General features: G+C 67.5%; 19 protein-coding genes, 2 pseudogenes and 1 riboswitch. Of the genes and pseudogenes, 11 read left to right on the forward strand and 10 right to left on the reverse strand.

What is annotated here, in order from left to right; all coding sequences use genetic code 11:
* The first annotated feature begins 196 nt into the window (after nt 1–196).
* The 4 genes from AC4QBL_RS02025 (at nt 197) to AC4QBL_RS02040 (ending at nt 5,812) form a co-directional block, all read left to right on the forward strand.
* On the forward strand, nt 197–3,277 hold the full coding sequence (locus AC4QBL_RS02025) for an adenylate/guanylate cyclase domain-containing protein (protein WP_472907855.1): 3,081 nt from the start codon (nt 197–199) through the stop codon (nt 3,275–3,277).
* Entirely contained in the window at nt 3,274–3,975 is a 702-nt protein-coding gene (locus AC4QBL_RS02030; protein ID WP_472907854.1) for a DUF6989 domain-containing protein, read from the forward strand. Before AC4QBL_RS02025 ends, AC4QBL_RS02030 begins: the two co-directional genes overlap by 4 nt.
* A gap of 13 nt (nt 3,976–3,988) precedes the next feature.
* Nucleotides 3,989–5,125, forward strand: coding sequence for an oxygenase MpaB family protein (locus tag AC4QBL_RS02035; RefSeq protein WP_472907853.1), 1,137 nt, complete (start codon nt 3,989–3,991; stop codon nt 5,123–5,125).
* 144 nt (nt 5,126–5,269) lie between these two features.
* Entirely contained in the window at nt 5,270–5,812 is a 543-nt protein-coding gene (locus AC4QBL_RS02040) for a DUF2889 domain-containing protein (protein WP_472899945.1), read from the forward strand.
* On the opposite strand, the gene AC4QBL_RS02045 is transcribed toward AC4QBL_RS02040, so the two are convergent.
* From AC4QBL_RS02045 to AC4QBL_RS02075, 7 genes and pseudogenes are all read right to left on the reverse strand, one after another.
* Nucleotides 5,791–6,975 (reverse strand): serine hydrolase domain-containing protein, encoded by a 1,185-nt coding sequence (locus tag AC4QBL_RS02045; RefSeq protein ID WP_472907851.1) that lies wholly within the window; start codon nt 6,973–6,975, stop codon nt 5,791–5,793. The genes AC4QBL_RS02040 and AC4QBL_RS02045 overlap by 22 nt on opposite strands.
* 3 nt (nt 6,976–6,978) lie before the next feature.
* A complete protein-coding gene (locus tag AC4QBL_RS02050; RefSeq protein WP_472907850.1) occupies nt 6,979–8,001 on the reverse strand; it encodes a methionine synthase in 1,023 nt (340 codons plus the stop codon).
* A 125-nt stretch (nt 8,002–8,126) separates the two neighbouring features.
* Nucleotides 8,127–8,888 carry a 3-oxoacyl-ACP reductase gene (locus AC4QBL_RS02055; protein WP_472907849.1) on the reverse strand — a complete coding sequence of 254 codons (762 nt, stop codon included), beginning with the start codon at nt 8,886–8,888 and terminating at the stop codon, nt 8,127–8,129.
* Nucleotides 8,878–9,708, reverse strand: coding sequence for a bifunctional hydroxymethylpyrimidine kinase/phosphomethylpyrimidine kinase (thiD, locus tag AC4QBL_RS02060; protein ID WP_472907857.1), 831 nt, complete (start codon nt 9,706–9,708; stop codon nt 8,878–8,880). The genes AC4QBL_RS02055 and thiD overlap by 11 nt, the downstream gene beginning before the upstream one ends.
* 153 nt (nt 9,709–9,861) lie before the next feature.
* Nucleotides 9,862–10,416 (reverse strand): annotated as a pseudogene (gene thiE, locus AC4QBL_RS02065) (thiamine phosphate synthase); the annotation flags it as partial.
* Nucleotides 10,413–11,285 (reverse strand): hydroxyethylthiazole kinase, encoded by an 873-nt coding sequence (thiM, locus tag AC4QBL_RS02070; RefSeq protein ID WP_472907848.1) that lies wholly within the window; start codon nt 11,283–11,285, stop codon nt 10,413–10,415. The pseudogene thiE and the gene thiM, both read right to left, overlap by 4 nt.
* Before the next feature lie 56 nt (nt 11,286–11,341).
* A riboswitch (TPP riboswitch) is annotated at nt 11,342–11,439 on the reverse strand.
* 94 nt (nt 11,440–11,533) lie between these two features.
* The gene (locus tag AC4QBL_RS02075) at nt 11,534–11,770 is read right to left on the reverse strand and encodes a PA2433 domain-containing protein (protein WP_472899950.1); all 237 of its coding nucleotides are present in this window, start codon (nt 11,768–11,770) and stop codon (nt 11,534–11,536) included.
* Nucleotides 11,771–11,933: 163 nt separating this feature from the next.
* Between AC4QBL_RS02075 and AC4QBL_RS02080 the strand changes: the two genes are divergently transcribed.
* Complete coding sequence (locus AC4QBL_RS02080; RefSeq protein ID WP_472907847.1) at nt 11,934–12,815, forward strand: NUDIX hydrolase; 882 nt, start codon at nt 11,934–11,936, stop codon at nt 12,813–12,815.
* Between the two features lie 20 nt (nt 12,816–12,835).
* Here the strand turns inward: AC4QBL_RS02080 and AC4QBL_RS02085 are convergent, their stop codons facing one another.
* Nucleotides 12,836–14,857 carry a hybrid sensor histidine kinase/response regulator gene (locus AC4QBL_RS02085; RefSeq protein WP_472907846.1) on the reverse strand — a complete coding sequence of 674 codons (2,022 nt, stop codon included), beginning with the start codon at nt 14,855–14,857 and terminating at the stop codon, nt 12,836–12,838.
* 319 nt (nt 14,858–15,176) lie between these two features.
* Here AC4QBL_RS02085 and AC4QBL_RS02090 point away from each other — a divergent pair, with 319 nt between their 5' ends.
* From AC4QBL_RS02090 to AC4QBL_RS02115, 6 genes are all read left to right on the forward strand, one after another.
* Entirely contained in the window at nt 15,177–15,746 is a 570-nt protein-coding gene (locus tag AC4QBL_RS02090) for a BON domain-containing protein (RefSeq protein ID WP_472907845.1), read from the forward strand.
* Nucleotides 15,747–15,799: 53 nt separating this feature from the next.
* Nucleotides 15,800–16,342 (forward strand): ferritin-like domain-containing protein, encoded by a 543-nt coding sequence (locus AC4QBL_RS02095; protein WP_472899954.1) that lies wholly within the window; start codon nt 15,800–15,802, stop codon nt 16,340–16,342.
* A 119-nt stretch (nt 16,343–16,461) separates the two neighbouring features.
* Entirely contained in the window at nt 16,462–17,631 is a 1,170-nt protein-coding gene (locus tag AC4QBL_RS02100; protein WP_472907844.1) for a PQQ-dependent sugar dehydrogenase, read from the forward strand.
* 275 nt (nt 17,632–17,906) lie between these two features.
* Nucleotides 17,907–19,145, forward strand: coding sequence for an ATP-grasp domain-containing protein (locus AC4QBL_RS02105; RefSeq protein WP_472907843.1), 1,239 nt, complete (start codon nt 17,907–17,909; stop codon nt 19,143–19,145).
* Entirely contained in the window at nt 19,142–19,759 is a 618-nt protein-coding gene (locus tag AC4QBL_RS02110; protein WP_472907842.1) for a YHS domain-containing (seleno)protein, read from the forward strand. The genes AC4QBL_RS02105 and AC4QBL_RS02110 overlap by 4 nt, the downstream gene beginning before the upstream one ends.
* A 23-nt stretch (nt 19,760–19,782) precedes the next feature.
* The gene (locus tag AC4QBL_RS02115) at nt 19,783–20,667 is read left to right on the forward strand and encodes a patatin-like phospholipase family protein (protein WP_472907841.1); all 885 of its coding nucleotides are present in this window, start codon (nt 19,783–19,785) and stop codon (nt 20,665–20,667) included.
* 8 nt (nt 20,668–20,675) lie between these two features.
* On the opposite strand, the pseudogene egtB reads toward AC4QBL_RS02115, so the two are convergent.
* Together egtB and AC4QBL_RS02125 are read right to left on the reverse strand one after the other, a co-directional pair.
* Nucleotides 20,676–21,985 (reverse strand): annotated as a pseudogene (egtB, locus tag AC4QBL_RS02120) (ergothioneine biosynthesis protein EgtB).
* A gap of 10 nt (nt 21,986–21,995) precedes the next feature.
* Complete coding sequence (locus AC4QBL_RS02125) at nt 21,996–22,352, reverse strand: DMT family transporter (RefSeq protein WP_472899960.1); 357 nt, start codon at nt 22,350–22,352, stop codon at nt 21,996–21,998.
* Nucleotides 22,353–22,355: the final 3 nt, after the last annotated feature.

Consider the following 22,355-nt stretch of genomic DNA (forward strand, 5'->3'; position numbering starts at 1 on the left):
TCTTTTCCCATGCGGTACGGGGATTCTCCGTATTTCAGAAGGCGGGCGGGGCACGATACTTGCTATGCCCGCCGACGGGGCAGGTAAGGCACCCCACGCTGCCCGAGATGTTTCCCGGTTTCATCACAACACATGCGAAAGGTTGGCTGTTGGCATCCTGCCTGCATCCGCAGGTCCGATTTGACGCAAGCAAACCATGACCAGCGATACCCCCGACCTGTCCCGGCCCTGTGCCGAATGCCAGCATGCCAACGCCAGCAACGCCCGGTTTTGCAACCAGTGTGGCAGCCGCCTGATCGAATCGTTGAGCCCCATCGCACCCGACTTCAAACGCCTGACCGTGCTGTTTGGCGACCTGGTGGGTTCCGTCGAGCTGTCTTCACAGCTGGACCCGGAAGACTGGCACACCCTGCTCGGTGCTTACCAGCAGGCTGCGGGAGACGCCATTCGCCGCCACCGAGGCCATGTGGCGCAGCTGCTGGGTGACGGCATCGTGGCTTACTTTGGCTATCCGCTCGCAGGCGAAGACGATGCCGCCCGCGCCGCACAGGCGGCGCTGGACATGGTGGCCGCCGTGGGTGCCTTGACAGTGCGTCCCGGCGGTGTGGCGCTGCGGGTGCGGGTGGGTTTGCACACCGGTGCGGTGGTCATGGGCGAGGTGGGCAGCGGTGGCCAGCGTCAGTACCTCGCGATGGGCGACACCCCCAACATTGCCGCGCGCTTGCAGGCACTGGCACCACCCAACGCGGTGCTGATCAGCGCGGCCACGCACAGCGTGTTGCAGACGCAGTTTGTGTGTGTCGACCTTGGCGAGCGGGCCCTGAAAGGGCTTGCGGCGCCCCTGCGGCTGTACCAGGTGACGGGCCCACGCCAAGGCAGCACCGACGACGACCTGGCCGTTGGCCGTCAAGCCCCGCTGCAGGGGCGCACCGCCGAACTCGACTTGCTGCGCGCGCGCTGGCAGGCGGGGCGGTGTGCGGCGGGCAAAAGTTTGCTGCTCAGCGGTGAGCCCGGCATTGGCAAGACGCGCCTGGCGCGAGAGCTGCGCCTGCAGGCCACCCGCGACGGTGCCAACGTGTGGCTGGTGCGCTGTGTGGCCCACCAGATTCATTCGCCCTTTGCGCCGCTGGCCCAGTTGCTGGCGGGTGCCCTTGGCGTGGCGCCCAACGCGCCCCCCGCTGAACGCCTGGCCGGGCTGACGCAACTGCTGGCTGGTGTTGGCATGACCGACGCCGCCGCGCTAGCGCCGCTGGCTGCGTTGCTGGGCCTCCAGCTGCCCGCAGCACACGCGGCATTGCCCCTGAGCGCCCAGGCGCAGCGCGAGCGCACCTTTGCCGCCGGCACGGCGGTGGTGCGCGCTGGGGCGGCCCTGCGCCCCACCTTGCTGATTGTGGAAGACCTGCACTGGGCCGACCCGACCACGCTGGAATGGCTGAGCCGCCTGACCAGCCAGCCGCTGGACCCCGGCTTCATGCTGCTGCTGACCGCGCGCAGCGAGTTTGCCCCGCACTGGGCGGGCGATGGCCGTCTGGAGCGGCTGGCGCTGGAGCCTTGCGCGCCCACCCAGGCCCGCGCCCTGGTGCATGCGCTGGACCGCGGGCGTGCGCTGGACGAGCACGCGGTGGCCCGCATTGTGGCGCGTGCCGAAGGCAATCCACTGTTTCTGGAAGAGCTCACCCGCTGCGCCCTGGAAACCGGCGGTGAAGAAATACCCGCCACGCTGCAAGCGCAAACCCTGGCCCGCCTCGACCGCTTGGGGCCGGCCAAACAGGTGCTGCAGCAGGCGGCCGTGATCGGCCGCAAGTTCGGGCTTGGCCGCCTGCGCGCGGTGAGTGGGCTCGATGACGGTTCCCTGACCGCAGCGCTGCAGCGCGGGGTCGACGCGCACATGCTCACGCCGCTGTCTGAAGGCGGCGGTGAGTCGTTCGCCTTTCGCCACGCCTTGCTGCAAGACGCGGCTTACGACTCGATGCTGCGCAGCGCCCGCCAGGCTTGCCACCTGCGCGCTGCCGAAGCGCTGCTGGCCCAAGACCCCGACGCCGCAGGCCGCCAGCCCGAGGTCCTGGCCCACCATTACACCGAAGCCGGCCAGGCGCAAACCGCGCTGGGTCACTGGCTGAGGGCGGGTCAGCGGGCGCTGTCGCGTTCGGCCTGCCTGGAGGCCGCGGCCCACGCCCGGCGAGCGCTGCAGCTGCTAGGCGACGCCAGTACCGATCCCGCCGCGCTGGCGTGTGAACTGGAGCTTCAACTGGTGCTGGCGCCCGCCTTGATGACCGTGCACGGCGTGCTCGATGCACAAGTCGAACAGGCCTACTCGCGGGCACGCCTGCTGTGCGAGCGCATGGGCAGCACGCCCAAGCTGCTGGTGCCGTTGTGGGGGCTGTGGGCCTACGAGCTCATGCGTGGTCATGTGGACGACGCCCGCACCATCAGCGGCCAGCTGGGCGCGCTGGCCCGCGACGCCACGCAGCCCATGCCGCATCTGGTGGCCGCCGCCACCACCGGCATGACCCTGTTTTACCAGGGCGAACTGGTGGCCGCTCGCGCCCAGTTTGCCCAGGGCAAGGCGCTGTTCAGCCTGCCCCAGCACGCCGCCCGCAGCGTGCGCGGTGTGCACGACCCGGGTGTGATGTGCCACGCATTTGACATGCTCGCCTGCTGGCTCATGGGCGAGCGCGAAGCCGCTGAGGCTGGCGCCGCCCGCCTGCGCGGCATGGCTCCCGCCCTGGCGCCCTACGACGCGGCGTTTTTGTGGTGCGCCGACGCGCTGCTGGCGGTGTTGAATGGCGACGCTGCCACCGCCTGCGAATCGGCCCGCCGCGGCCTGGCCATCGCTGAAGAACAAGCCTTCAACGCCTGGGAAATGATGGGCGCGGTGTTGCACGGTTGGGGCCTTGCCATGCAAGGGCCACCACAGCCCGGCATCGACCAGATGCAGCGCGGCCTGGAGGCCTGGTGTGCCACCGGCGCGCACAACCTGCGCCCGCTGTTTCAAGCCCTCCAGGCCGATGCCTGGCTGGCCGCTGGCCAACCGCAACGCGCGCTGCAAGCCGCCGAAGCCGGGCTGCTGGGCGCCAGCACCGGCGAACGCTGCTGGGCGCCCGAGCTGCACCGCCTGCGCGCCCTGGCGCTGGCTGCGCTGGGTGAGAGGGCCCCAGCGCTGAGCGCCCTGCACACGGCGGTAGCCACCGCCGAAACCATGGGCGCGCTCGGCTGGCGTGACCGCGCGCTGGCCAGCCTGGCCGGCCTGAAGCACAACGAAAGCAACCCGGCATGACCACCGAAGACCCCCTGCGCATGCGGTTCGTGGTGGCCACCATGCTGCTGGTGGCGGGTTGCAACACCTACGGCGCGCTGACCCAGGCCGGGCCGCGCTTTGCGCTGCTCAGCACCGCCTTTACCCTGGCCTTGCTGGTGGCCTGGACGGCCTACCGCCGAGACCCGGTGCTGACCCGCTGGCTGATCATTGGCTTTGTGGCGGGCTGGCTTGAAACGGCCACCGACGCCTGGCTGGTGGCCCAGACCGGCACCTTGCTCTACCCGCCGGGCGAGCCCATGGTGTGGGAGTCGCCGCTGTACATGCCGCTGGCCTGGACGATTGTGCTCACACAGATCGGGGTGGTGGGTGGCTGGCTGCTGCAACGCATGTCACTGGTGCGCGCCACCGTGCTGTGTGCCTTGCTGGGCGGCAGCAGCATTCCGCTGTACGAGCACCTCGCCCACGACGCGGGGTACTGGACCTACGTCAACACCCCCATGCTCTGGAACGCGCCGCTCTATGTGATCGTGGCCGAATTTTTGCTCGCTTTGCCGCTGGTGTGGATGCACCGCCAGGCGGTGGCGCGACCCTGGCCCTTCAGCCTGTGGCTGGGCGTGCTGGCAGGCGTGTGGATGCTGCCTTCGGTGCTGCTGGCCTGGTGGCTGGTCGGGCCGTGCCAGGGCGCCCTGGTGCAGTTTGCTTGCTGGGCCACCTGAGGTGCACCCCACCATGACCCCCTGGACACCCGAACGCCTGAACACCATGAGCCGCTGCGGCGACGAGCTGGCCGATGCCACCGTGGCCGAAGCGGCTTCGGTGCACGGCATGCTCTCGCGCATCAGCGCGGCGTTTCGCTCGTTTGCCGCCGACGACGCAGAAATGCCGCCCGACGCCCCGCGCCCGCTGCTGGATTTTGCACACGCCACACGCGAGCTGCCGCCCGGGGTGGACCCGCAGCGCATCCAGCGTGGTGCGCAGGTGATGCTGGACAACGCCACGCTGTGCGCCGTGGTGCTGCTCAAAAGCCTGCCGTCGGGCTACGCGGCCCCCCGGCTGGCCAACATTTTGCACATGACGCACAACCTTGAAGAGCGGCCCTACCGGCGCGCGTTGGGCGTGCTGCAGATGCTGGTCAACATTTCGGCGCCGGGGGCGTTTGTGCCGGGTGGGCGGGCCGTGGTCACTGCCCAGAAACTGCGGCTGCTGCATGCGGGTGTGCGCCGCATCGTGCGCGAGAAAAACCCCGGCTTCGAGGCGAACTTCGGCACCCCCGTGAGCCAGCTCGACATGGTGTTCACGACCATGACGTTTTCGGTGCACGTCATCGACGGTCTGGCCGCGCTGGGCGTGGCGCTGTCGCCAGACGAGGCCGACGACTACTTTCACCTGTGGCGCATGTACGGTCTGTTGCAGGGCATTCGCCCCGAATGGATGCCGGCTTCACCCCAGGACGGGCGCGCGTTTTGCGAAGCCTATGCCGCACAAGCCTTCAGCCCGGCACAAGACAACCCCCACGGCGTGACGCTGACCCAAGCCGACCTGCGCATGATGCGGCGCTTGCTGCCGTGGCCGCTGCGCTGGCTGGGGCTGGGCCAGGCGCCGCGCGTGTACCTGGTGCGCCTGTTGGGCGAGGCGGGCGCGGCCCGCGTGGGCGTGACGCCGCTGCCCGGCCACGCCGCGCTGGCCTGGTTGGTGCTGAGGCTGCCCGTGATCTGGCACTGCTTCTGGAACGCCGCCACACCCGACCGCAAAGCCCACGCCCGCGTGTCGCGCCTGTTTTTCCGCGTGCTCATTGACGACGCCTGGGGCGACGAGGTGCGTTTCAGCGTGCCCGAGCACCTGAGCGACCTGCGCAAGCTGGCTTGAGCCGCGGGGCTTTGCTCTGAGCGCTCCCAACCCCAGGTGACACCCCGGGCCTGCGCCCAGGGGCTGAATCACGGAAAATCAATCCCTACGTTGTTTCACCGAGGTTCCGTTTTGCCATTGCCCACCCCCCAGCCCCGCAAGCCCATGCACACCCGCCGCGTCGAATACCGGGGGTTTCAGCGCGAAGACGGTTTGTGGGACATTGAAGGCGAAATGCACGACAGCAAGCCCCATGCGTTCGAGATTGAAGGCGAGGGCGAATGGGCGCCGCACGAAGCCATCCACCACATGCACATCCGCGTGACGCTGGACGACGACATGGTGATCCGCGACATCGCGGTGGCCATGGACGCCCACCCGCACGACCCCTGCCCGCAGGCCGTGCCGCCCATGCAAGGCTTGGTGGGCGAAACGCTGGGCCGCGGCTGGCGCAAAACCATTGAGCGCCACCTGGGCGGCGTGCAGGGCTGCACCCACCTGCGCGAACTGCTGTTCAACCTGGCCACCGCAGCGTTTCAAACCCGCTCGGCCTCGTTTGCCCCACCGGCTGACGGCCGCCCGCCCATGCACCTGGGCCAGTGCCTGGCTTGGGACTTCAACGGTCCGGTGGTGGAAAAGGTGTACCCCGTGTTTTTTCGCTGGCAGCCGCCAGCGAAGCCCGCGCCTCAGTCCACCAGCGCCGCGTAAGCCAGCGTACGAAACAGCAGGCGGTAGTGGTCGCGCTGGTTAGGCGCTTGCGTCATGAGAATGCCGAAGAAGTCTTCGGCCGGGTCCACAAAGAAGGTGGTGCCCGCAATGCCACCCCAGTGGTAGGTGCCCACCGAGCCAGGCATGGTGGCCAGACCGGTGGCGGTGCGCACCGCAAAACCCAGGCCAAAGCCGTGGCCGGGCGGCAGCAGCGGGTCATGGCTGGGGATGCTGCCCAGGTGGTCGGCGGTCATGAATTCCACCGTGCGTGGCCCCAGCAGGCGCACACCGTCCAGTTCTCCGCCGCTCAGCAGGCACTGCAAAAAACGCGCGTAGTCGGCGGTGGTGGACATCAGTCCGCCGCCCCCGCTTTCCAGGGCGGGCGCTTGGCGCGGGTCGAGCACGCGCAGCGGCACGCCGCCGTCGGGGTCGTGGGCAAAGGGCTCGGCCAGTCGGCCGTGGTCGGCCTCGGGCACCACAAACGCGGTGTCCACCATGCCCAGCGGCTCAAAAATGCATTCGCGCAGGTGCTGGCCCAGCGTCTGCCCGGTGACCACTTCCACCAGCCGCCCCAGCACGTCGGTGGCGCGGCTGTAGGCCCATTCGGTGCCCGGTTGCCGAAACAAGGGCAGGGCCGCCAGGGTGCGGCTGAACTCGTCGTTGCTGCGCTCGCGTGAACCCATCTCGGCCTGCGCGTAAAGCCGCTGCACGGGGGCCTCGCCCAGAAATTCGTAGGTGAGCCCTGCGGTGTGGCGCAGCAGGTCTTGCACAGTGGCGGGTTGGGCCACCGGTTGCAGTTGCAGTCCGGCTGCGGTTTCCACCGCCACCTGCTGGCCGCTGAACTCGGGCAGGTGCTTGGCCACCGGGTCGCTCAGCAGCAGGCGGCCTTGTTCCACCAGCATCATCACCGCCACCGACACCACGGGCTTGGTCATGGAATAAATGCGGAACACCGCGTCGCGGGCCATGGCCGCACCGGTGGCCGGGTCGCGCTGGCCCAGGCTCTCAAACAGGGCCACGCGGCCGTGGCGCGCCAGCAGCACCACCGCGCCGGGCAGCCGGCCACGGTCCACCTCGGCTTGCAGCGCCTGCACCAGGCGCTGGGTGCGTTCGGGGCACAGGCCCAGGTCGGACGGTTCGGCCCTTGGCAGCGGGGTGGGCATGGGTCAGTCTCCGTAGCGCTGGCGGGCCAGGGCAGCGCCTTTGGCCAGGGCGTCCAGCTTGGCCAGGGCCACTTCGCGGCTCATGGGGGCCAGGCCGCAGTTGGTGCAGGCGATCAGGTGTTTTTTGGGCACGTATTGCAGCGCCAGGCCAATCGTGTCGGCCACCTGTTCGGGTGTTTCAATCACGTCGCTGGCCACGTCGATCACGCCCACCATCACGTCTTTGCCTTCCAGCAGCTTCATCAGGTCGGGCGGCACGTGCGAGTGAAAACACTCCAGGCTCACCTGCTGGATGCTGCTTTTGGCCAGTGCCGGAAACACCTGTTCGTACTGGCGCCATTCTTCGCCCAGGGTCTGTTTCCAGTCCACGTTGGCCTGGATGCCGTAGCCATAACAAATGTGCACGGCGGTGGTGCAGGTGAGGCCCTGCGCGGCGCGCTCCAGCGCCTTCACGCCCCAGTCGGCCGCCTCGGCCATGTAGACGTTGAAGGCCGGTTCGTCGAACTGGATGATGTCCACGCCGTCGGCCTGCAGCGCCAGCGCTTCCTGGTTCAGCAGCTCGGCAAAGGCCATAGCCATCTTCACTTTGTCGCCATAAAAGCGGTCGGCCACGGTGTCCACAATGGTCATGGGGCCGGGCAGGGTGAACTTGAGTTTTTTCTTGGTGTGGGCGCGGGCCAGCTGGGCTTCAAACGCGTGCACCCGGCCCTTCAGGCGCAGCGGCGCCACCACCTGCGGCACCATGGCGTCGTAGCGGTTGTTGCGGATGCCCATCTTGACCTTGTTCTCAAAGTCGATGCCCTCCACCTGCTCCAGAAAGCCGTGCACAAAATGCTGGCGCGCCTGCTCGCCGTCGCCCACCACGTCCAGCCCGGCGTCCTCTTGGGCCTTGATCCACAAGAGCGTGGCGTCGGCCTTGGCTTGCTGCAGTTCGGCGCCTTGCGCCTTCCACTGCGGCCAGAGCTTTTCGGTCTCGGCCAGCCAGGCGGGTTTGGGCAAGCTGCCAGCAATCGCGGTGTCAAACATGGGGTTGTCTCCAGTTGGGGTGGGGCGGTTCGCCCGCATCTTAATCAGCAGGGCGCGGTTGTGCTTGACGCCTGCGCGTCGGGCTTGTGGCCCGGCTGGCATTCCCCGCCTGAGGCTGAGCAGGCTCAGTTCATCACCAGCCCGCCATCAACCACCAGGTTTTGCCCGGTCACGGCGCGGCTCAGGCCGCTCATGAAAAACACCACGGCGTCCGCAAAGTCTTCCGGGGTGGTGACCTGGCGCAGCGGCGTCTGGCCTGCGATCAGGTCGAACACAAAGTCGGGGGTGGCGCGACTGGCGTCGGTGGTGCGCAGCAGCCCGCCCGACACCATGTTGACCCGAATGCCGTGCGGGCCCCACTCGTGGGCGGCGGTGCGGGTGAGGGCGAGCAGCGCGGACTTGGACGCGGTGTAGTCGTGGTAGGGCACCACCGGGTTTTGAAACAGGTTGGTGCCCACGTTGACCACGCTGCCGCCGCCGCGTGCCTGCCAGCCCGGCAGGCAGGCTTGCAGCGTGTTCAATGTGCCTTGCAGCGCGCTCCGGAGCTGGGCGTCAAATGCTTCCCAGCGGATGGTGTCGAGCTTGTCGCGGGCGTCGCCGTTGAAAGAAAAATCCACCAGGGCGTTGTTGACCACGCCCGCCAGCGGTTGGCCCGCCAGGCGCTGGGCCTGCGCCACCAGAGCCTGCACCTGGGCGGCGTCGCGCACATCCGCTTGCAGCGCCCAGGCGCGTTCACCCAGCTCGGCCACCAGGGCGTGGGCGGCCTGCTCGCTCTGGTGGTAGTTGATGATCACCGACGCGCCGTGGCGGTGCAGGCTGCGGACAATGGCAGCGCCCAGGCCGCGCGCGCCGCCGGTGACGAGGATGGGGGAAGAATCAAGCAGCATGGTGGGGTTCCGGTTGGGTAATGAGCGCCACGGGGGCGTGGGTGTGGTTGAGCGGGCCGTGGCCTTGGCCCCAGTGAATCTGGCGCGAGGCGTGCAGGGCTGCGCGCACATAGGCGTGTGCGCGGGTCACGGCCTCGTCCAGCGAGCAGCCGCGCGCCAGAAATGACGCGATGGCCGACGACAGCGTGCAGCCCGTTCCGTGCAGGTTGGTGGTGGCGATGCGTGGGGCGGCCAGCCGCAGGCGCACGCCCTGGGCGTCCACCAGCGTGTCCACCACGGTGTCACCTGGCAGGTGCCCGCCTTTCACCAGCACGGCCCGCGCACCCCGGTGCAGCAGCTGCTCTGCGCAGTCCAGCGCTTGTGCTTCGGTGGTGATGGTTTGCCCGCACAGCAGGCCGAGTTCGTCCAGGTTTGGGGTGACCAGGCTCACCCTGGGCAGCAGCGTTTCCACCAGCACGCCCATGGTGTCGGGTGCCATCAGCACGTCGCCGCTGGTGGCCACCATCACCGGGTCCAGCACCACATGGCGCACCGCATGGCGGCCCAGCGCCTGCGCCACCACCAACACCACGGCCGCGTCGTGCAGCATGCCGATCTTGATGGCGTCCGCGCCAATGTCGCCCAGCACGGCGTCGATCTGGCGCGCCAGAAACTCGGCGGGCAGCGCGTGGATGCCGCTCACGCCCAGGGTGTTTTGCGCGGTCACAGCGGTGATGGCGGTGGTGCCAAAGCAGCCCAGCGCGGCAATGGTTTTCAGGTCGGCCTGAATGCCTGCGCCACCACCCGAGTCGGAGCCCGCGATGGACAGCACGCGGGGCACGGTGAGGCGGGGTGTTGGTTCGTTTGCCGATTCGGTGCGCGCTTGCGTTTGGGCCGCACGGGCCGCCAGCGCGCCGTCCACCAGGCTGCGCAGCACCTGCGCTGCGTGCTCGGGGTCGGGCGCGTCGCTGATGGCGCGCACCACGGCCACGCTGTCGGCGCCGGCGGCCACCACCTCGGCCAGGCTGCCGGCGTGCATGCCGCCAATGGCCACCAGTGGCAAAGCGGTGTGCTGGCGCGCCCAGCGCAAGCCCGCCAGCCCCAGCGGCTCGGCGGCGTCGCCCTTGGTGGGGGTGGCAAACACCGGGCTGATGGCCAGGTAGTCCACCGGTTGTACCCGCGCCAATTGCAGCTGGTCCAGCTGCTCAATCGACCAGCCCAGCCACATGTGGGCGGGCATCAGCCGCCGCGCATCGGCGGGCAGCAGGTCGCTCTGGCCCAGGTGCAGGCCCTCGGCGTTCACCGCCAGGGCCACGTCCAGCCGGTCGTTGATGACCAGCGGCACGCCGTGCGGGGCCAGCAGTGTTTTGAGCGCATGGCCCCAGCGCACCAGGTCACGGGTGCTGGCGGTTTTGCTGCGCAGCTGCACGCAGCTCACGCCACCGCGCACGGCGGCTTGCACCTGTTGCAGCCAGGTGGCTTCAAACATACCCGCGGGGTCGGTCACCCAATACAGCGCCAGTTGGGCGCGCAGATGGTGTGGCCTCATGCCTGGCCTTCCTGCAGGCTCAGGGTGGCCAGAAAATCGGCTTCGCTGAGCTGGTCCACCGCGTCCAGCAAGGCCACGGCGTAGCTGCCCACGCCGCCACCTTGCTCAGCCACCCGGCGCGCAGCCAGCTGGCCCGCCACACCCAGAAAGCCCATGGCCGATGTGCAGGCCCGCCAGGCGTTGGGCTGCACCGCCGCAAAAGCCGCTACCAACGCGGTGGCCGAGCAGCCCACGCCGGTCACGCGGGTCATCCAGGGGTGGCCGTTGGCCAGCACGGCGCAGGCGCCCGCTGGCCCCAGCACATAGTCTTTTTCACCCGACACGCACACCACGGAGTTGAACTGCTCGCTCAAGGCGCGTGCGCTGTGCAGCGCGTCGCTGGAAGCCGCCGCGCTGTCTACGCCGCGCGACGCACCCGCCACGCCGGCCAGGCTCAAAATTTCCGAGGCGTTGCCCCGGATGATGCCGGGCCGGCCTTGCGCGAGCAGGTACGCCAGGGTGCGGTTGCGGTAGGCCGATGCCCCGGCGCCCACTGGGTCCAGCACGGCCGGTTTGCCCAGGGCCCGCGCCGTTTGCAGCGCCAGCGCCATGGCCGGCACCCACTGCGCGTCCAGCGTGCCGATGTTGACCGCCACGGCCTGGGCGATGGCCACCATGTCGGGCACTTCTTCGACCGCGTGGGCCATGATGGGCGAGGCGCCCGCGGCCAACAGCATGTTGGCGTTGAAATTCATCACCACGAAGTTGGTCACGCTGTGCACCAGCGGCGCTTGCTGGCGCACGGCTTGCACGTCAGCCCACAGGTCGGCGGACGAAAGGCGGGCGGGGTGGGTTGGCGCGGGCGGGGCGCAATCAGCGGGCAGTGACATACAGCGGCCTTGTAAAAAAAGCGGGCATGTCAGGTGCGGTGATGCGGGCACGCGCGGTGAGGCGGTGTTTGCTTCCCTACGCTGGCATGACCCAGATCAGGTTTAAAGGGTATTTCTCAGCCCCGAAACAACCGGGGCACCCCTAGCAATGGCGTGGGTCTTTCAATCCACTGAACGCATATTTTTCAGGTCTTCAGCAAAGACCCCCCGGCGCGGTGCGCGTCATGCACCGGCCAGGCGAGCGGAGTTTACAGGCCCAGGATCTTCTTGGCGTCGCCCAGCGCTTTCATGGACCCGGCGTGGTCACCGGCTTTGTGCAATCGCTCGCCGTCGCTGCGCAGCGCGGTCACTTTTTCCTGGTCGGCTGCAGCCAGTGCGGGCTTGGTCAGCAGCTTGGCATCAATCGCTTTCATTTCGCCGGGGCAACCGTGTGCCATGGCCGCGCCCGAGAACACCAGCGCGCAAGACAACAACAACTTTTTCATGACAAAACTCCAACACGGCCAGAACATACTGGCCTGTGCATTGTTTCCAGTTGCCAGAGTGGGCGCCACGGCCAGGCGATTGCCCCTGTGTGGCCGGGGTGAATGCCGCCCACCTGTCTTGCGCGTGCCAAGGCCGCGGGCCCTGCCGCACGACAATGCGCGCATGGCCATACCGATCAATTCCGACACCGTGCTCACGCCGCCCGTGCCGTCTGCCACCGTGATGGTGGTGCGCGATGGCCCCAGCGGGCTGGATGTGCTGCTGGTGCGCCGGCACGGCAATTCGGGCGTGCTGGGTGGGGTGCATGTGTTCCCCGGTGGCAAGCTCGATGCGGCCGACCAGCAGGTGGACCCCGCGGCGCTCGACCTGCCCGCGCAGGCCTTGCTGCACGGCCTGGGCGAGCCCGGGTTGGACCTGCCCACCGCCCTGGGCCTGCATGTGGCTGCGCTGCGCGAAACCTTTGAAGAGTGCGGCCTGTTGTTGGGTCAGGTGGCGGCTGCACCCGGCCTGGTGCAGCAGGTGCGGGCGCACACGCTGGCAGGCCTGGGTTTTGCTGGCGCGCTGCAGCAGCTGGGCCTGCCGCTGGCCGCTTCCAGCCTGGTGCCCTGGTCGCGGTGGATCACGCCGCGCGTGCCCTCGGTCACCAACAAGCGCTTTGACACCCGGTTTTTTGTGGCCGCCGCGCCGCACGGCCAGGCCACTGAGCACTGCACCTTTGAAACCACCGAGGCCGTGTGGCTGGCGCCGCGCACCGGGCTGGAACGCTACTGGGCGGGCGAGATCGACCTGGCGCCACCGCAGATCATGACGCTGAGCCAGTTCAGCCGCCTGGGCAGTGTGGCCCAGGTGCTGGCCGCTGCGCGCAGCCGCCTGCCCGCATTGATTGCGCCCGAACCGTTTGACGAAGCCGGTTGCCGCGTGATTTGCTACCCCGGCGACCCGCGCCACAGCGTGCCCGAACGGGTGTGGCCAGGCCCCACGCGGCTGATCTACCGCAACCAGCGGTTTGAGGCCGACGGCGGGTTGGCCGCGCTGCTGGGTTGAGCGACCGCTGGGCTGAGCGCTCAGGCCGGTGTGGCGCCCGGCACGATATGCCGCACCAATCGGTCCACCGCCGCAAACAGCTCTTCCACGGTGTTGGGTTTGTAGATCAGCTCGCTCACGCCAAGGGCGCGGGCTTGCTGTTGCAGATCTTCCGTGATGTGGCCCGACGTGATGGCCACGGGCAACGCCGGCCGCAGTTGCCGCACCACGCGGGTCAAATTCAGGCCCGACATGCCGGGCATGTTGTAGTCGGTGATCACCAGGTCAAACGTGGCACCGGGCGCACGGATCGCGCTCAGTGCTTGCTCCGCATCGGTGAACACCGAGGCGCGGTAGCCCTCCCGTTCCATCAGACGCTGCATCAGGAAGACGATCATGTCGTCGTCGTCCACATACAAGATATGGGGCCGCTTCGCGGGGGCGGTTGAGCCGTGTGGCGGCCTGGCGCGCGGACTTTCGGCCATCGGTTCGGGCAGCCCCAGGCTCTCGCTGGCCGGTGCGGCGGGCAGGTAGATCGTGAAGGTGGAGCCTTGGCCCGGCGCACTGCGCACATCCAACACGGCCTGGTGGTCGCGCAAAATGCCGTGCACCACCGCCAGCCCCAAACCCGTGCCTTTGCCGGGCGGCTTGGTGGTGAAAAAGGGTTCAAACATGCGCGCGCGGGTTGCCTCGTCCATGCCCATGCCGTTGTCGCTCACGCGCAGGCAGGTCCAGGCTTCGGGGTCTGGCCCCGGTGGGGTCAGGCCGGCTTCAGGCGGCAGGCTGGCGTGGCGGGACAGGGTCACGTCCACCGCGCCGGCCGGGGTGTCTTGCACCGCCTGCCAGGCGTTGGTGCACAGGTTGAGCAACACCTGCTCGATCTGTGTGGCGTCGGCCAGCACCGCCGGCGTGTCGGGCGCGCAGTGCACCCGCAGCACAACGCCCGCCGGCAGCGTGGCACGCAGCAGGCGCACCGACTCGTCCACCACGGGCAGCAGGCTGATCACCTGCCGCGCCATCACCTGGCGCCGGCTGAAGGCCAGAATCTGCTGCACCAGGGTGCGCGCGCGGTGGCTGGCCTTGCGTATTTCGAGCAGGCTCACGTGGGCCGGATGCTGCTCGGGTATGTCGTCCAGCGCCAGCGCCGTGTTGCCCATGATGGCGGCCACGATGTTGTTGAAGTCGTGCGCCACGCCGCCCGCGAGCGTGCCCAGGGCCTCCATCTTCTGGCTCTCGCGCAGTTGCAGTTCCAGCTGCGCGCGCAAGGCCTCGGCGTTGCGCCGTTCGGTCAGGTCAAAGTCGATGCAATAGAACTCGGGTTCGCGCCCGGGGATGTCCAGGTAGACGTGGCTGGAATACACGTCCACCGGTGAGCCATCCTTGCGCACCAGGGTCAGGTCACCGGAGGGAATGGAACGGCCGGAATGGGTCATTTTTGCGACCGCGCCCGCGACCGCTTCGCGCATGTGGGGCGGAATGATGAGATCGGTCAGCGGGGTACCGATGGCCTCTTGTGCGGTGTAACCATACAAATGCTCAGAGCCCCGGTTCCAGTAGCGGGTGGTCATGTCCAGCCCGTAGCCTTGTACCGACACATTGGGAATGTCTTCGAGCAGCTGGCGAAACCGCGTCTCACTCTCCAGCATGGCCTGCTGCCCGCGCTTGCTGTCGGTCAGGTCGCTCACAAAGGCGTTCAGCACCACGGCACCGTCGGCTTCCAGCCGGCACTGCCCCACGCCGCGAAGCCATTTGCGCTGGCCTGATGGGGTGGTGATGCGCCATTCAAACGACCAGTCCTGCCCCGAAGAAGCAGCGGACGCGATGGACGCCTGCAAGCGCGGCACATCGTGCGGTTCGGTCATGCTGCGCAGCAAGCCCACGCTGTTCATCAAGGCTGCGCTGTCCAGTTCCCAGAGCGCGGCACAGCCGTAACTGATGTGGGCGATGCGGTCCTGCCCCGCTGGGTCCATGCGGGTTTGCACGAAGGCGCCGGGAATGCACGCCGCAATCTGTTGCAGCGGGGTGTCGCTGGCCGGTTCAGAGTTTTCTGGTTCGAATGCCAAAAGCTATCTCCGTGGTGGATGCAAGACCGGTGTGCGGGTGCTTGGCCTGGGAACCTGAGCACCTCGACAAATAGCGTAACACCCGCTCGGCGCCCACGGGTTGACGGTTGAGGTTCCCGCGTGGCTTTGTTGGCGGCGCCTCCTGTTGTCTGGGGCATGTGTCTTGGGTCTGCTGGCGCACAGACGTGAAAGGCATGCCGAGCTAACGTGCCCACAGCGACAACCCCAGAGCACGGCGCATCGCAGGTGCTCTGACCCGCTTGCGTTGCCGGGCGTCTCGAACCGTTGTCTTTCTGTTTTTTTGCACACCAGGAGCCCCATGAAAATACGCGCCCCCTTACTTCTGATCACCCTCGGTCTGGCCACCGCATTGGCCGTGGGCTGCAGCAAGGCGGTTGAAACACCGCCCGCCGTGGTGCCCGACATCACCATCGGCACCCAGGTGGACGACACCGTCATCACCTCCGGCGTCCGTTCGGCGCTGGTGTCTGATGACCTGGTGAAAAGCTTTGACTTGCAGGTTGAAACCCGCAAGGGCGTGGTGAAGCTCAGTGGCTTTGTCGACAGCCAGAACCAGATTGACCAAGCGCTGGCCGTGGCGCGCAGTGTGTCGGGGGTGACCGAGGTGGAGAATGGTTTGAGCCTCAAGGGCGCGCCGACCACGGTGGGTGAAAAAATCGACGACACCGTGGTCACCACCCGTGTGAAAACGGCGCTGCTGGCCGACGCCGACATCAAGAGCTTTGACATCAGCGTGCTCACCTTCAACGGCGAAGTGCAGTTGAGCGGGTTCGTGAACAACCAGGGCCAGATCGATCAGGCCGTGCGCATCGCCAGGGCGGCCGAGGGCGCTGCGTCGGTCAAAAACGAGCTGACGATCAAGCAATGAGGCCGGTTGCCTGAGCCGCACCACCCGCACAACCCACGCAAGGAAACCCACCCATGACCACCCAGCACACCCTCACCGACGTAACCACCCTGCGGGAGCAAGCCCGCCAGCACATGGGCCGCGGTGCCGTCACCGCAGGCTACAGCGCCGACCGCAGCCGTGTGCTGAAGATGCTGAACGAAGCGCTCGCGACCGAAATCGTCTGTGTGCTGCGCTACCGGCGCCACCATTTCATGGCGCGCGGCATCCATGGCCAAAGCGTGGGCGCCGAGTTTCTGACCCATTCAATTGAAGAGCAAGGCCATGCGGACAAGCTGGCCGCACGCATCGTGCAACTGGGCGGCGAGCCCGACTTTTCTCCTGACACCCTGAGTGCCCGCAGCCACGCCGAATACGTGGCCGGCGAGACGCTGTCCGAGATGATCCAGGAAGACCTGGTGGCCGAGCGCATTGCGATCGACAGCTACCGCGACATGATCAAGTACCTGGGCACCGATGACCCCACCACCAGCGTGCTGCTCAAGCAGATCCTGGCGGTGGAAGAAGAGCACGCCGACGAACTGGCCGATCTGCTGGAAGGCCTGCCCAGCGTCTGACACCGCCTGCGGCACGATCCGCCGTTCAGCGTTTGTTTTTCCTGGGGGCTTGCGGGAACCCCGCGCCAGCGTGCGCCTCCATGGGTAAGCTGTGTACTCGCACCCCAAGGAGATCCCTCATGCTGAAACGCCTCATCCGCTCTGAATCCTCGGCCCGGCCCGCTGCCTGCAAAGGCCAGCTCTTTGCGGCTGTGGCCGTGTGCGCGGGCTTGCTCAGCGCGGGCGCTGTGCAGGCCCAGCCCACGCGCGTCACCACCGAGGTGGTGGCCAGTGGCCTGCAAAACCCCTGGGCGGTGGCCTTTGTGGGCGACGGCCGCATGCTGGTGACCGAGCGGCCGGGGCGCCTGCGCGTGGTGGCGCCCAACGGCACGCTGAGCGAGCCCGTGGCCGGTGTGCCCACCGTGGACGCAGTGGGGCAGGGCGGCCTGCTGGACCTCATCACCGATCGCGACTTTGCCCGCAACCGTGTGCTGTACTTTTGCTACAGCGAACCGGCGGCACAGGGCAGCGGCAATTCCACCGCACTGGCCTCGGCCCGCCTGTCTGCCGACGCCACCCGGCTGGAAAACGTCAAGGTCATCTTCAGCCAGCAACCCAAATTCAGCAGCCGGTTGCACTTTGGCTGCCGCATTGTGCAAGCGGGCGACGGTAGCCTGTTTCTCACCCTGGGCGACCGCTACCAGCGCATGAACGACGCCCAGACGCTGGACAACCACCATGGCAAGGTGGTGCGACTGCGGCCCGATGGCAGCGCCCACCCCGACAACCCGTTTCGCAACCGCCCCGGCGCCCTGCCCGAGATCTGGAGCCTGGGCCACCGCAACCCGCAAGGCGCCACGCTCGGGCCGGACGGCCGTTTGTGGGTCAGTGAGCACGGCCCGCAAGGCGGCGACGAAATCAACCGCCCCGAGGCTGGCAAAAACTACGGCTGGCCCGTCATCACCTACGGTGAAAACTACGGCGGCGGCACCATTGGTCAGGGCTTGACCGAAAAAGCTGGCATGGAACAACCCCTGCACCAGTGGACGCCGTCCATTGCGCCCTCGGGCATGGCGTTTGTGACCAGCGAGCGCTACGGCAAAGCCTGGCAGGGCAGCCTGATGGTGGGTTCGCTCAAGTTTCGCTACCTGGCTCGCCTGGAGCTGGACGTCGCCCGCGTGGTGAAGGAAGACAAGCTGCTGCCCGACCTGGGCCAGCGCGTGCGTGATGTGCGCGAAGGCCCCGACGGCTTCGTCTATTTGGTGACCGACGACCGCAACGGCCAACTGCTGCGCCTGGTGCCCCGGTAAGACCAGCAGGACTGCCCTGTAAGAAAAAGGACGGTGGTGCGACATACTGTGGCGTGCCAGTGGAGCGGGGAGGTCAGCCGTCTGACTAAACTACTCCCTGGTGTATCCATACCCTCCCGCTGACCGCATGTCCTCAAGCCCACGCACCCTGCTGCTTTTCAATTACGACTGGGACGCTGTGGGCCACCAACGCGCTGGCGCTGCGCGGGGCATGGTGTTTGACGAGGCGGGGTTTGACCTGTTTTCTTTTCCCAGCAACGCGCGCCTGGCCTGGTTTGACATGGCCCGCTCTCGTGGAGCGCCTGGCCCGTCAAGCCCAGGCCAAGGGCTGGACGGCGGTCACCTCCAACCACGAGCAGTTTGGTGCACTGGCTGCCGCCTTGCTGGCCGAGCGCATGGGCTGGCCCGGCACGCCGGTGGCCGCCATCCTGGCTTGCCAGCACAAGCTGCACGCGCGCCAGGTGCTGCAGCGCGTGGCGCCCGAGGCCAACCTCGAATTCGACTTGTTGCACGCCGAATACGGCGCGCCCATTCCACCGGGCATTGCGTACCCGCGGTTCGTCAAGCCGGTGAAGGCCGCTTTTTCCGTGCTGGCGCGCGAGGTGCGCAACCACGCCGAACTGCACGGCCACACCCGCTTTGGCGCCTGGGAGCTGTGGGTGATCCGCCGCCTGGTGGAGCCGTTTGAACGCATGGCGCAGCAGCGCCTGGGGCCCGGGTTGCCCAGCGCCCACCGCATGCTGCTGGAAGCGCCGGTGCAGGCCGATCAGTTCAATCTGGACGGTTACGTTTTCAACGGCGACGTGCACGCCATTGGCGTGGTGGACGCGGTGATGTACCCGAACACCCAGGCCTTCATGCGCTTTGAACTGCCCAGCAAGCTGCCAGCCAGCGTGCAGGCCCGGGCGCTGGACGTGGCGCGCCGCTTTTTGCAGTCCGTGGGCTTCACCCACGGCTTGTTCAACATGGAGTTTTTTTACGACGCGCCCACCGACCGGCTCACGGTGATCGAGTTCAACCCGCGCATGGCCGCGCAGTTTTCCGACCTCTACCTGCGCACACAAGGCCTCGATCTGCACGCCGTTTCGCTGGCGCTGGCCCACGGACAAGTCCCGGCCAGCGTGCCGCGCACAGCGCCCACGGCCGGTGCGGCCGCCAGCTTTGTCTACCGTGTGTTCGATGCCCAGCAGCCCGTGGCCATGCCCGACGCCCACCGCCGGCAAGCCTTGGCTCAAGCGTTTCCCGACGCGCTGCTGTTTGCCTACCCCAAGCCGCGCGGCTCCATGGAACGCGACTTCAAGTGGCTGGGCAGTTACCGGTACGGCATCTTGCACCTGGGCGGGCGCGACCAGGCCGATCTGTACCAGCGCTGCACCGCTGCGAGCGCGCTGCTGGGCTGGCCCGCACCCTGCCAGGAACCCGCGCCACCCCTTCCGGCTCTCACCAACGCCGCGGCACTGGCGCCTTCGCACCCGCCGCTTTCCCCCCTTTGCAACCACGAGATCCCCGCATGAAAACCTCTGCTCTTCACCACCTGCAACGCCCGCTTGTGGCCGCTGCGCTGTCACTGGGCCTGTTCGCGCTGGCTGGTTGTGGTGCCATGTCGGCCCAAAACCCATCGTCCACGCTCAAGCCCGTCAACGCGGTCGAGATACCGCCCGATGCGCGCGTCATGCTCAAGGGCGCCGACGTGGTGGCCTATTTCACCCAAAACGCCTATGTGCAGGGCAATCCGTCCTTCAAGAGCACCTACGAGGGCGTGAGCTTTTATTTCGCCAGTGCCGAGCACAAGGCCGCGTTTGACCAAGCCCCTGCGCGCTACCTGCCGCAGTACGGCGGCTATTGCGCCAACGGCGTGGTGTATGGCATCCCCTGGGGCGGCGACGCCGACACCTGGAAGCTGATCGACGGCAAGCTCTACATCTTTGGCGGCCAGGGCAGCAAAGACGGCTTCGAACTCGATGAAAAAGCCAACCTGGCGCTGGCTGAAAAATACTGGAACGAAGAAGTCAAAGGCAGCAACAGCTTTGTGCAACGCGCCAAGCGCATGGTGGTGCGCGTGCCGCACTACCAAAGCGGCGAAGCGCTGGCCAAGGCGGTGGCCGAAGCCAAAGCGCGCCAGCCCTGACGGCCCGGCCCCAAGAGCCCGCCATGCCGATGCTGCGACGCCACGTTGTGCTGGCCGCTGCAGCCGGCATGGCCGGTCTGGCGGGCTGCAGTTTCAGACTCGACCAAGACCACAACGGCCCCGACGCACCGCGCGCCGAGCCCCTGCGCCAGTCGGTGCGCACGGCCTGGGTGTTCAGCTCCGGTGGGCCGCGAGGCTTTGTGCATGTGGGCGTGCTCAAGGCGCTGGAAGAACTGGGCCTGGCGCCCGACCTCATCGTGGGCGCCTCAGCCGGTGCGCTCTTGGGCAGCCTGTGTGCAGCCGGTCTGCGTGCCAACGAGATTGAAACCCTTGCGCTGGAACTGCAGCCCTGGCGCTTGCTGCGGCTGGCGCTGGGGGGCGACGGCTACCTCAGCGGCAGCGCCATTGCCGGGCTGGTGCGCGAGCGCTGCCCGGTGCAGCGGCTCGAAGCCATGCCCGTGCCCATGGCCTGCGTTGCGGCGCGGCGCGCCGGCCGTGTGGCGGTCGCGTTTACCGCCGGCGACGTCGGCCTGGCGGTGCAGGCTTCAGCCGCTATTGAAGGCCAGTTTGCGCCCGTGCGCATCCTGGGGCAGCAATACGTGGACGCCGACTGGATCAACCCGCTGCCGGTGCGGGTGGCGCGCGCGTTGGGCGCCCAGCGCGTGCTGGCGGTGGACGCCTCGGCCCACATCACCCAAACCCCGCAGGGCGCCGAGCGCTACCACGCCGACGACCTGCGCAAGCAGGCGCTGGTGAACGCCGACGGCGCGTTGGCCGACCTCGTGCTCAAGCCCGACTTTGGTTACTGGGCCGGTATGTCGCTCGAATTTCGTGAGCGCACCATCGAAGCGGGCTACCAGCACACCCTGTCTCAGGCCACGGCGCTGCGTGCGTTGCACGCAGCCTGAAGCCTCGCTCAAAGGTCTTTTGCCAGGCGCAGGCCGCTGAACTGCCAGCGCGCTTCGGTGGGGAAAAAGTTGCGGTAGCTGGTGCGGATGTGCGAGCGCGGTGTGGCGCAGGAGCCGCCGCGCAGCACCATCTGGTTCACCATGAACTTGCCGTTGTATTCGCCCACGGTACCGGTCCAGGCGCGGAAGCCGGGGTAAGGCAGGTAGCTGCTGCCGGTCCATTCCCACACATCACCGCCCATCTGCTGCAGCCCGGCATCGGTGCGCGTCTGCGGCAAGGGGTGTAGGGCGCCGCTTTCCAGAAAGTTGCCCCGTGTCTGCAGCGCTTCGCCCAGCGACTGCGCGGCGTGTTCCCATTCGGCTTCGGTGGGCAAGCGGATCGGTTCGCCGTCTTGTGCTGCGCGCCAGCGCGCATTCGCGTCGGCCTCAAACCAGCTGACATGGACCACCGGGCTGTGCGGGTCGATGGGCAGCCGTCCGTGCAGGGTGAATTGGGTCCAGCCGCTGAGCAGCGCCGGGTTGCCGTCCTGCTGCCAATACAGCGGTGCGCGGCCACACCGTGGGTGCGCACCCAGTCCCAGCCGGCGGCCATCCACCAGAGTGGGTGGGCGTAGCCGCCATCGGCCATGAACGCCAGCCACTCGGCGTGCGTCACCAGCCGGTTGCCCAGGGCATAGGTTGGCAACAACACAGCATGTTGCGGGCCTTCGTTGTCAAAAGAAAAGCCGTCGCCACCATGGCCCACGGTGGCGGTACCGCCTGCAAAGCCCACCCAGGCATGCGGCGCTGGCGCTGCGCTCACCTGTGCACAGGGGGCGCGGTACACGGGCGCCAGCGGGTTGCATGAAAGCAGGTGCTTGATATCGGTCAGCAGCAGCTCCTGGTGCTGCTGTTCGTGTTGCAGGCCCAGGGCCACCCGCTCGCGCAGTTCAGCGCTTTCGGCGTCGCTGGTGAGCAGCGCGGTGACGCGTGCGTCCACGTTGTCCCGGTAGGCGAGCACCTCGGCCAGGCTGGGCCGCGTGATCAGGCCGCGCTGGAGCCTTGGGTGCTGATCGCCCACGCCCTGGTAATAGCTGTTGAACAGCACGCGAAAAGCCGGGTGAAAGGGCTGAAAGTCCGGCTCAAATGGTTCCAGTACAAATGTCTCAAAGAACCAGGTCACGTGGGCCAGGTGCCATTTGGTTGGGCTGGCATCGGGCATGGACTGCACCTGGCAGTCGGCCTCGCTCAAGGGCGCTGCCAGTGCCCGCGTCTGGGCGCGGATGGCCAAAAAGCGTTGCGCGGTTTCGTTGTGTTGGTTGTGTTGCAGGGTGGTCATGGCAGAAGCCTCATGCGGCAGGCAGCCGCGAGGCCGAATGCAGCCCCATCACCCCGATCACGATCAGCCCGATGCTCACCATCTTGATGGCTGTGGCCGGCTCTTTGAAGTAGTAAATGCCGATCAGCGCGGTGAGCACCGTGCCCACACCAGACCACACGCCGTACACCACGCTCAAGCCCAGCGTGCGGATGATCATGGTGTTGAGGCCAAAGGAAATGCCGTAGAAAACAAAAATCATCACCGAAGGGGTGAGCCGCGTGAAACCTTCGGCCAGGCGCATCGAGGTGGTGCCCGCCACCTCCATCAAAATGGCCAGCCCCAGCAGGGCCCAGGCTTGGCTATGGGTGAGCAGCGGCAGGGCCATGGG

It is taken from the genome of Hydrogenophaga sp. L99, from assembly GCF_058731905.1.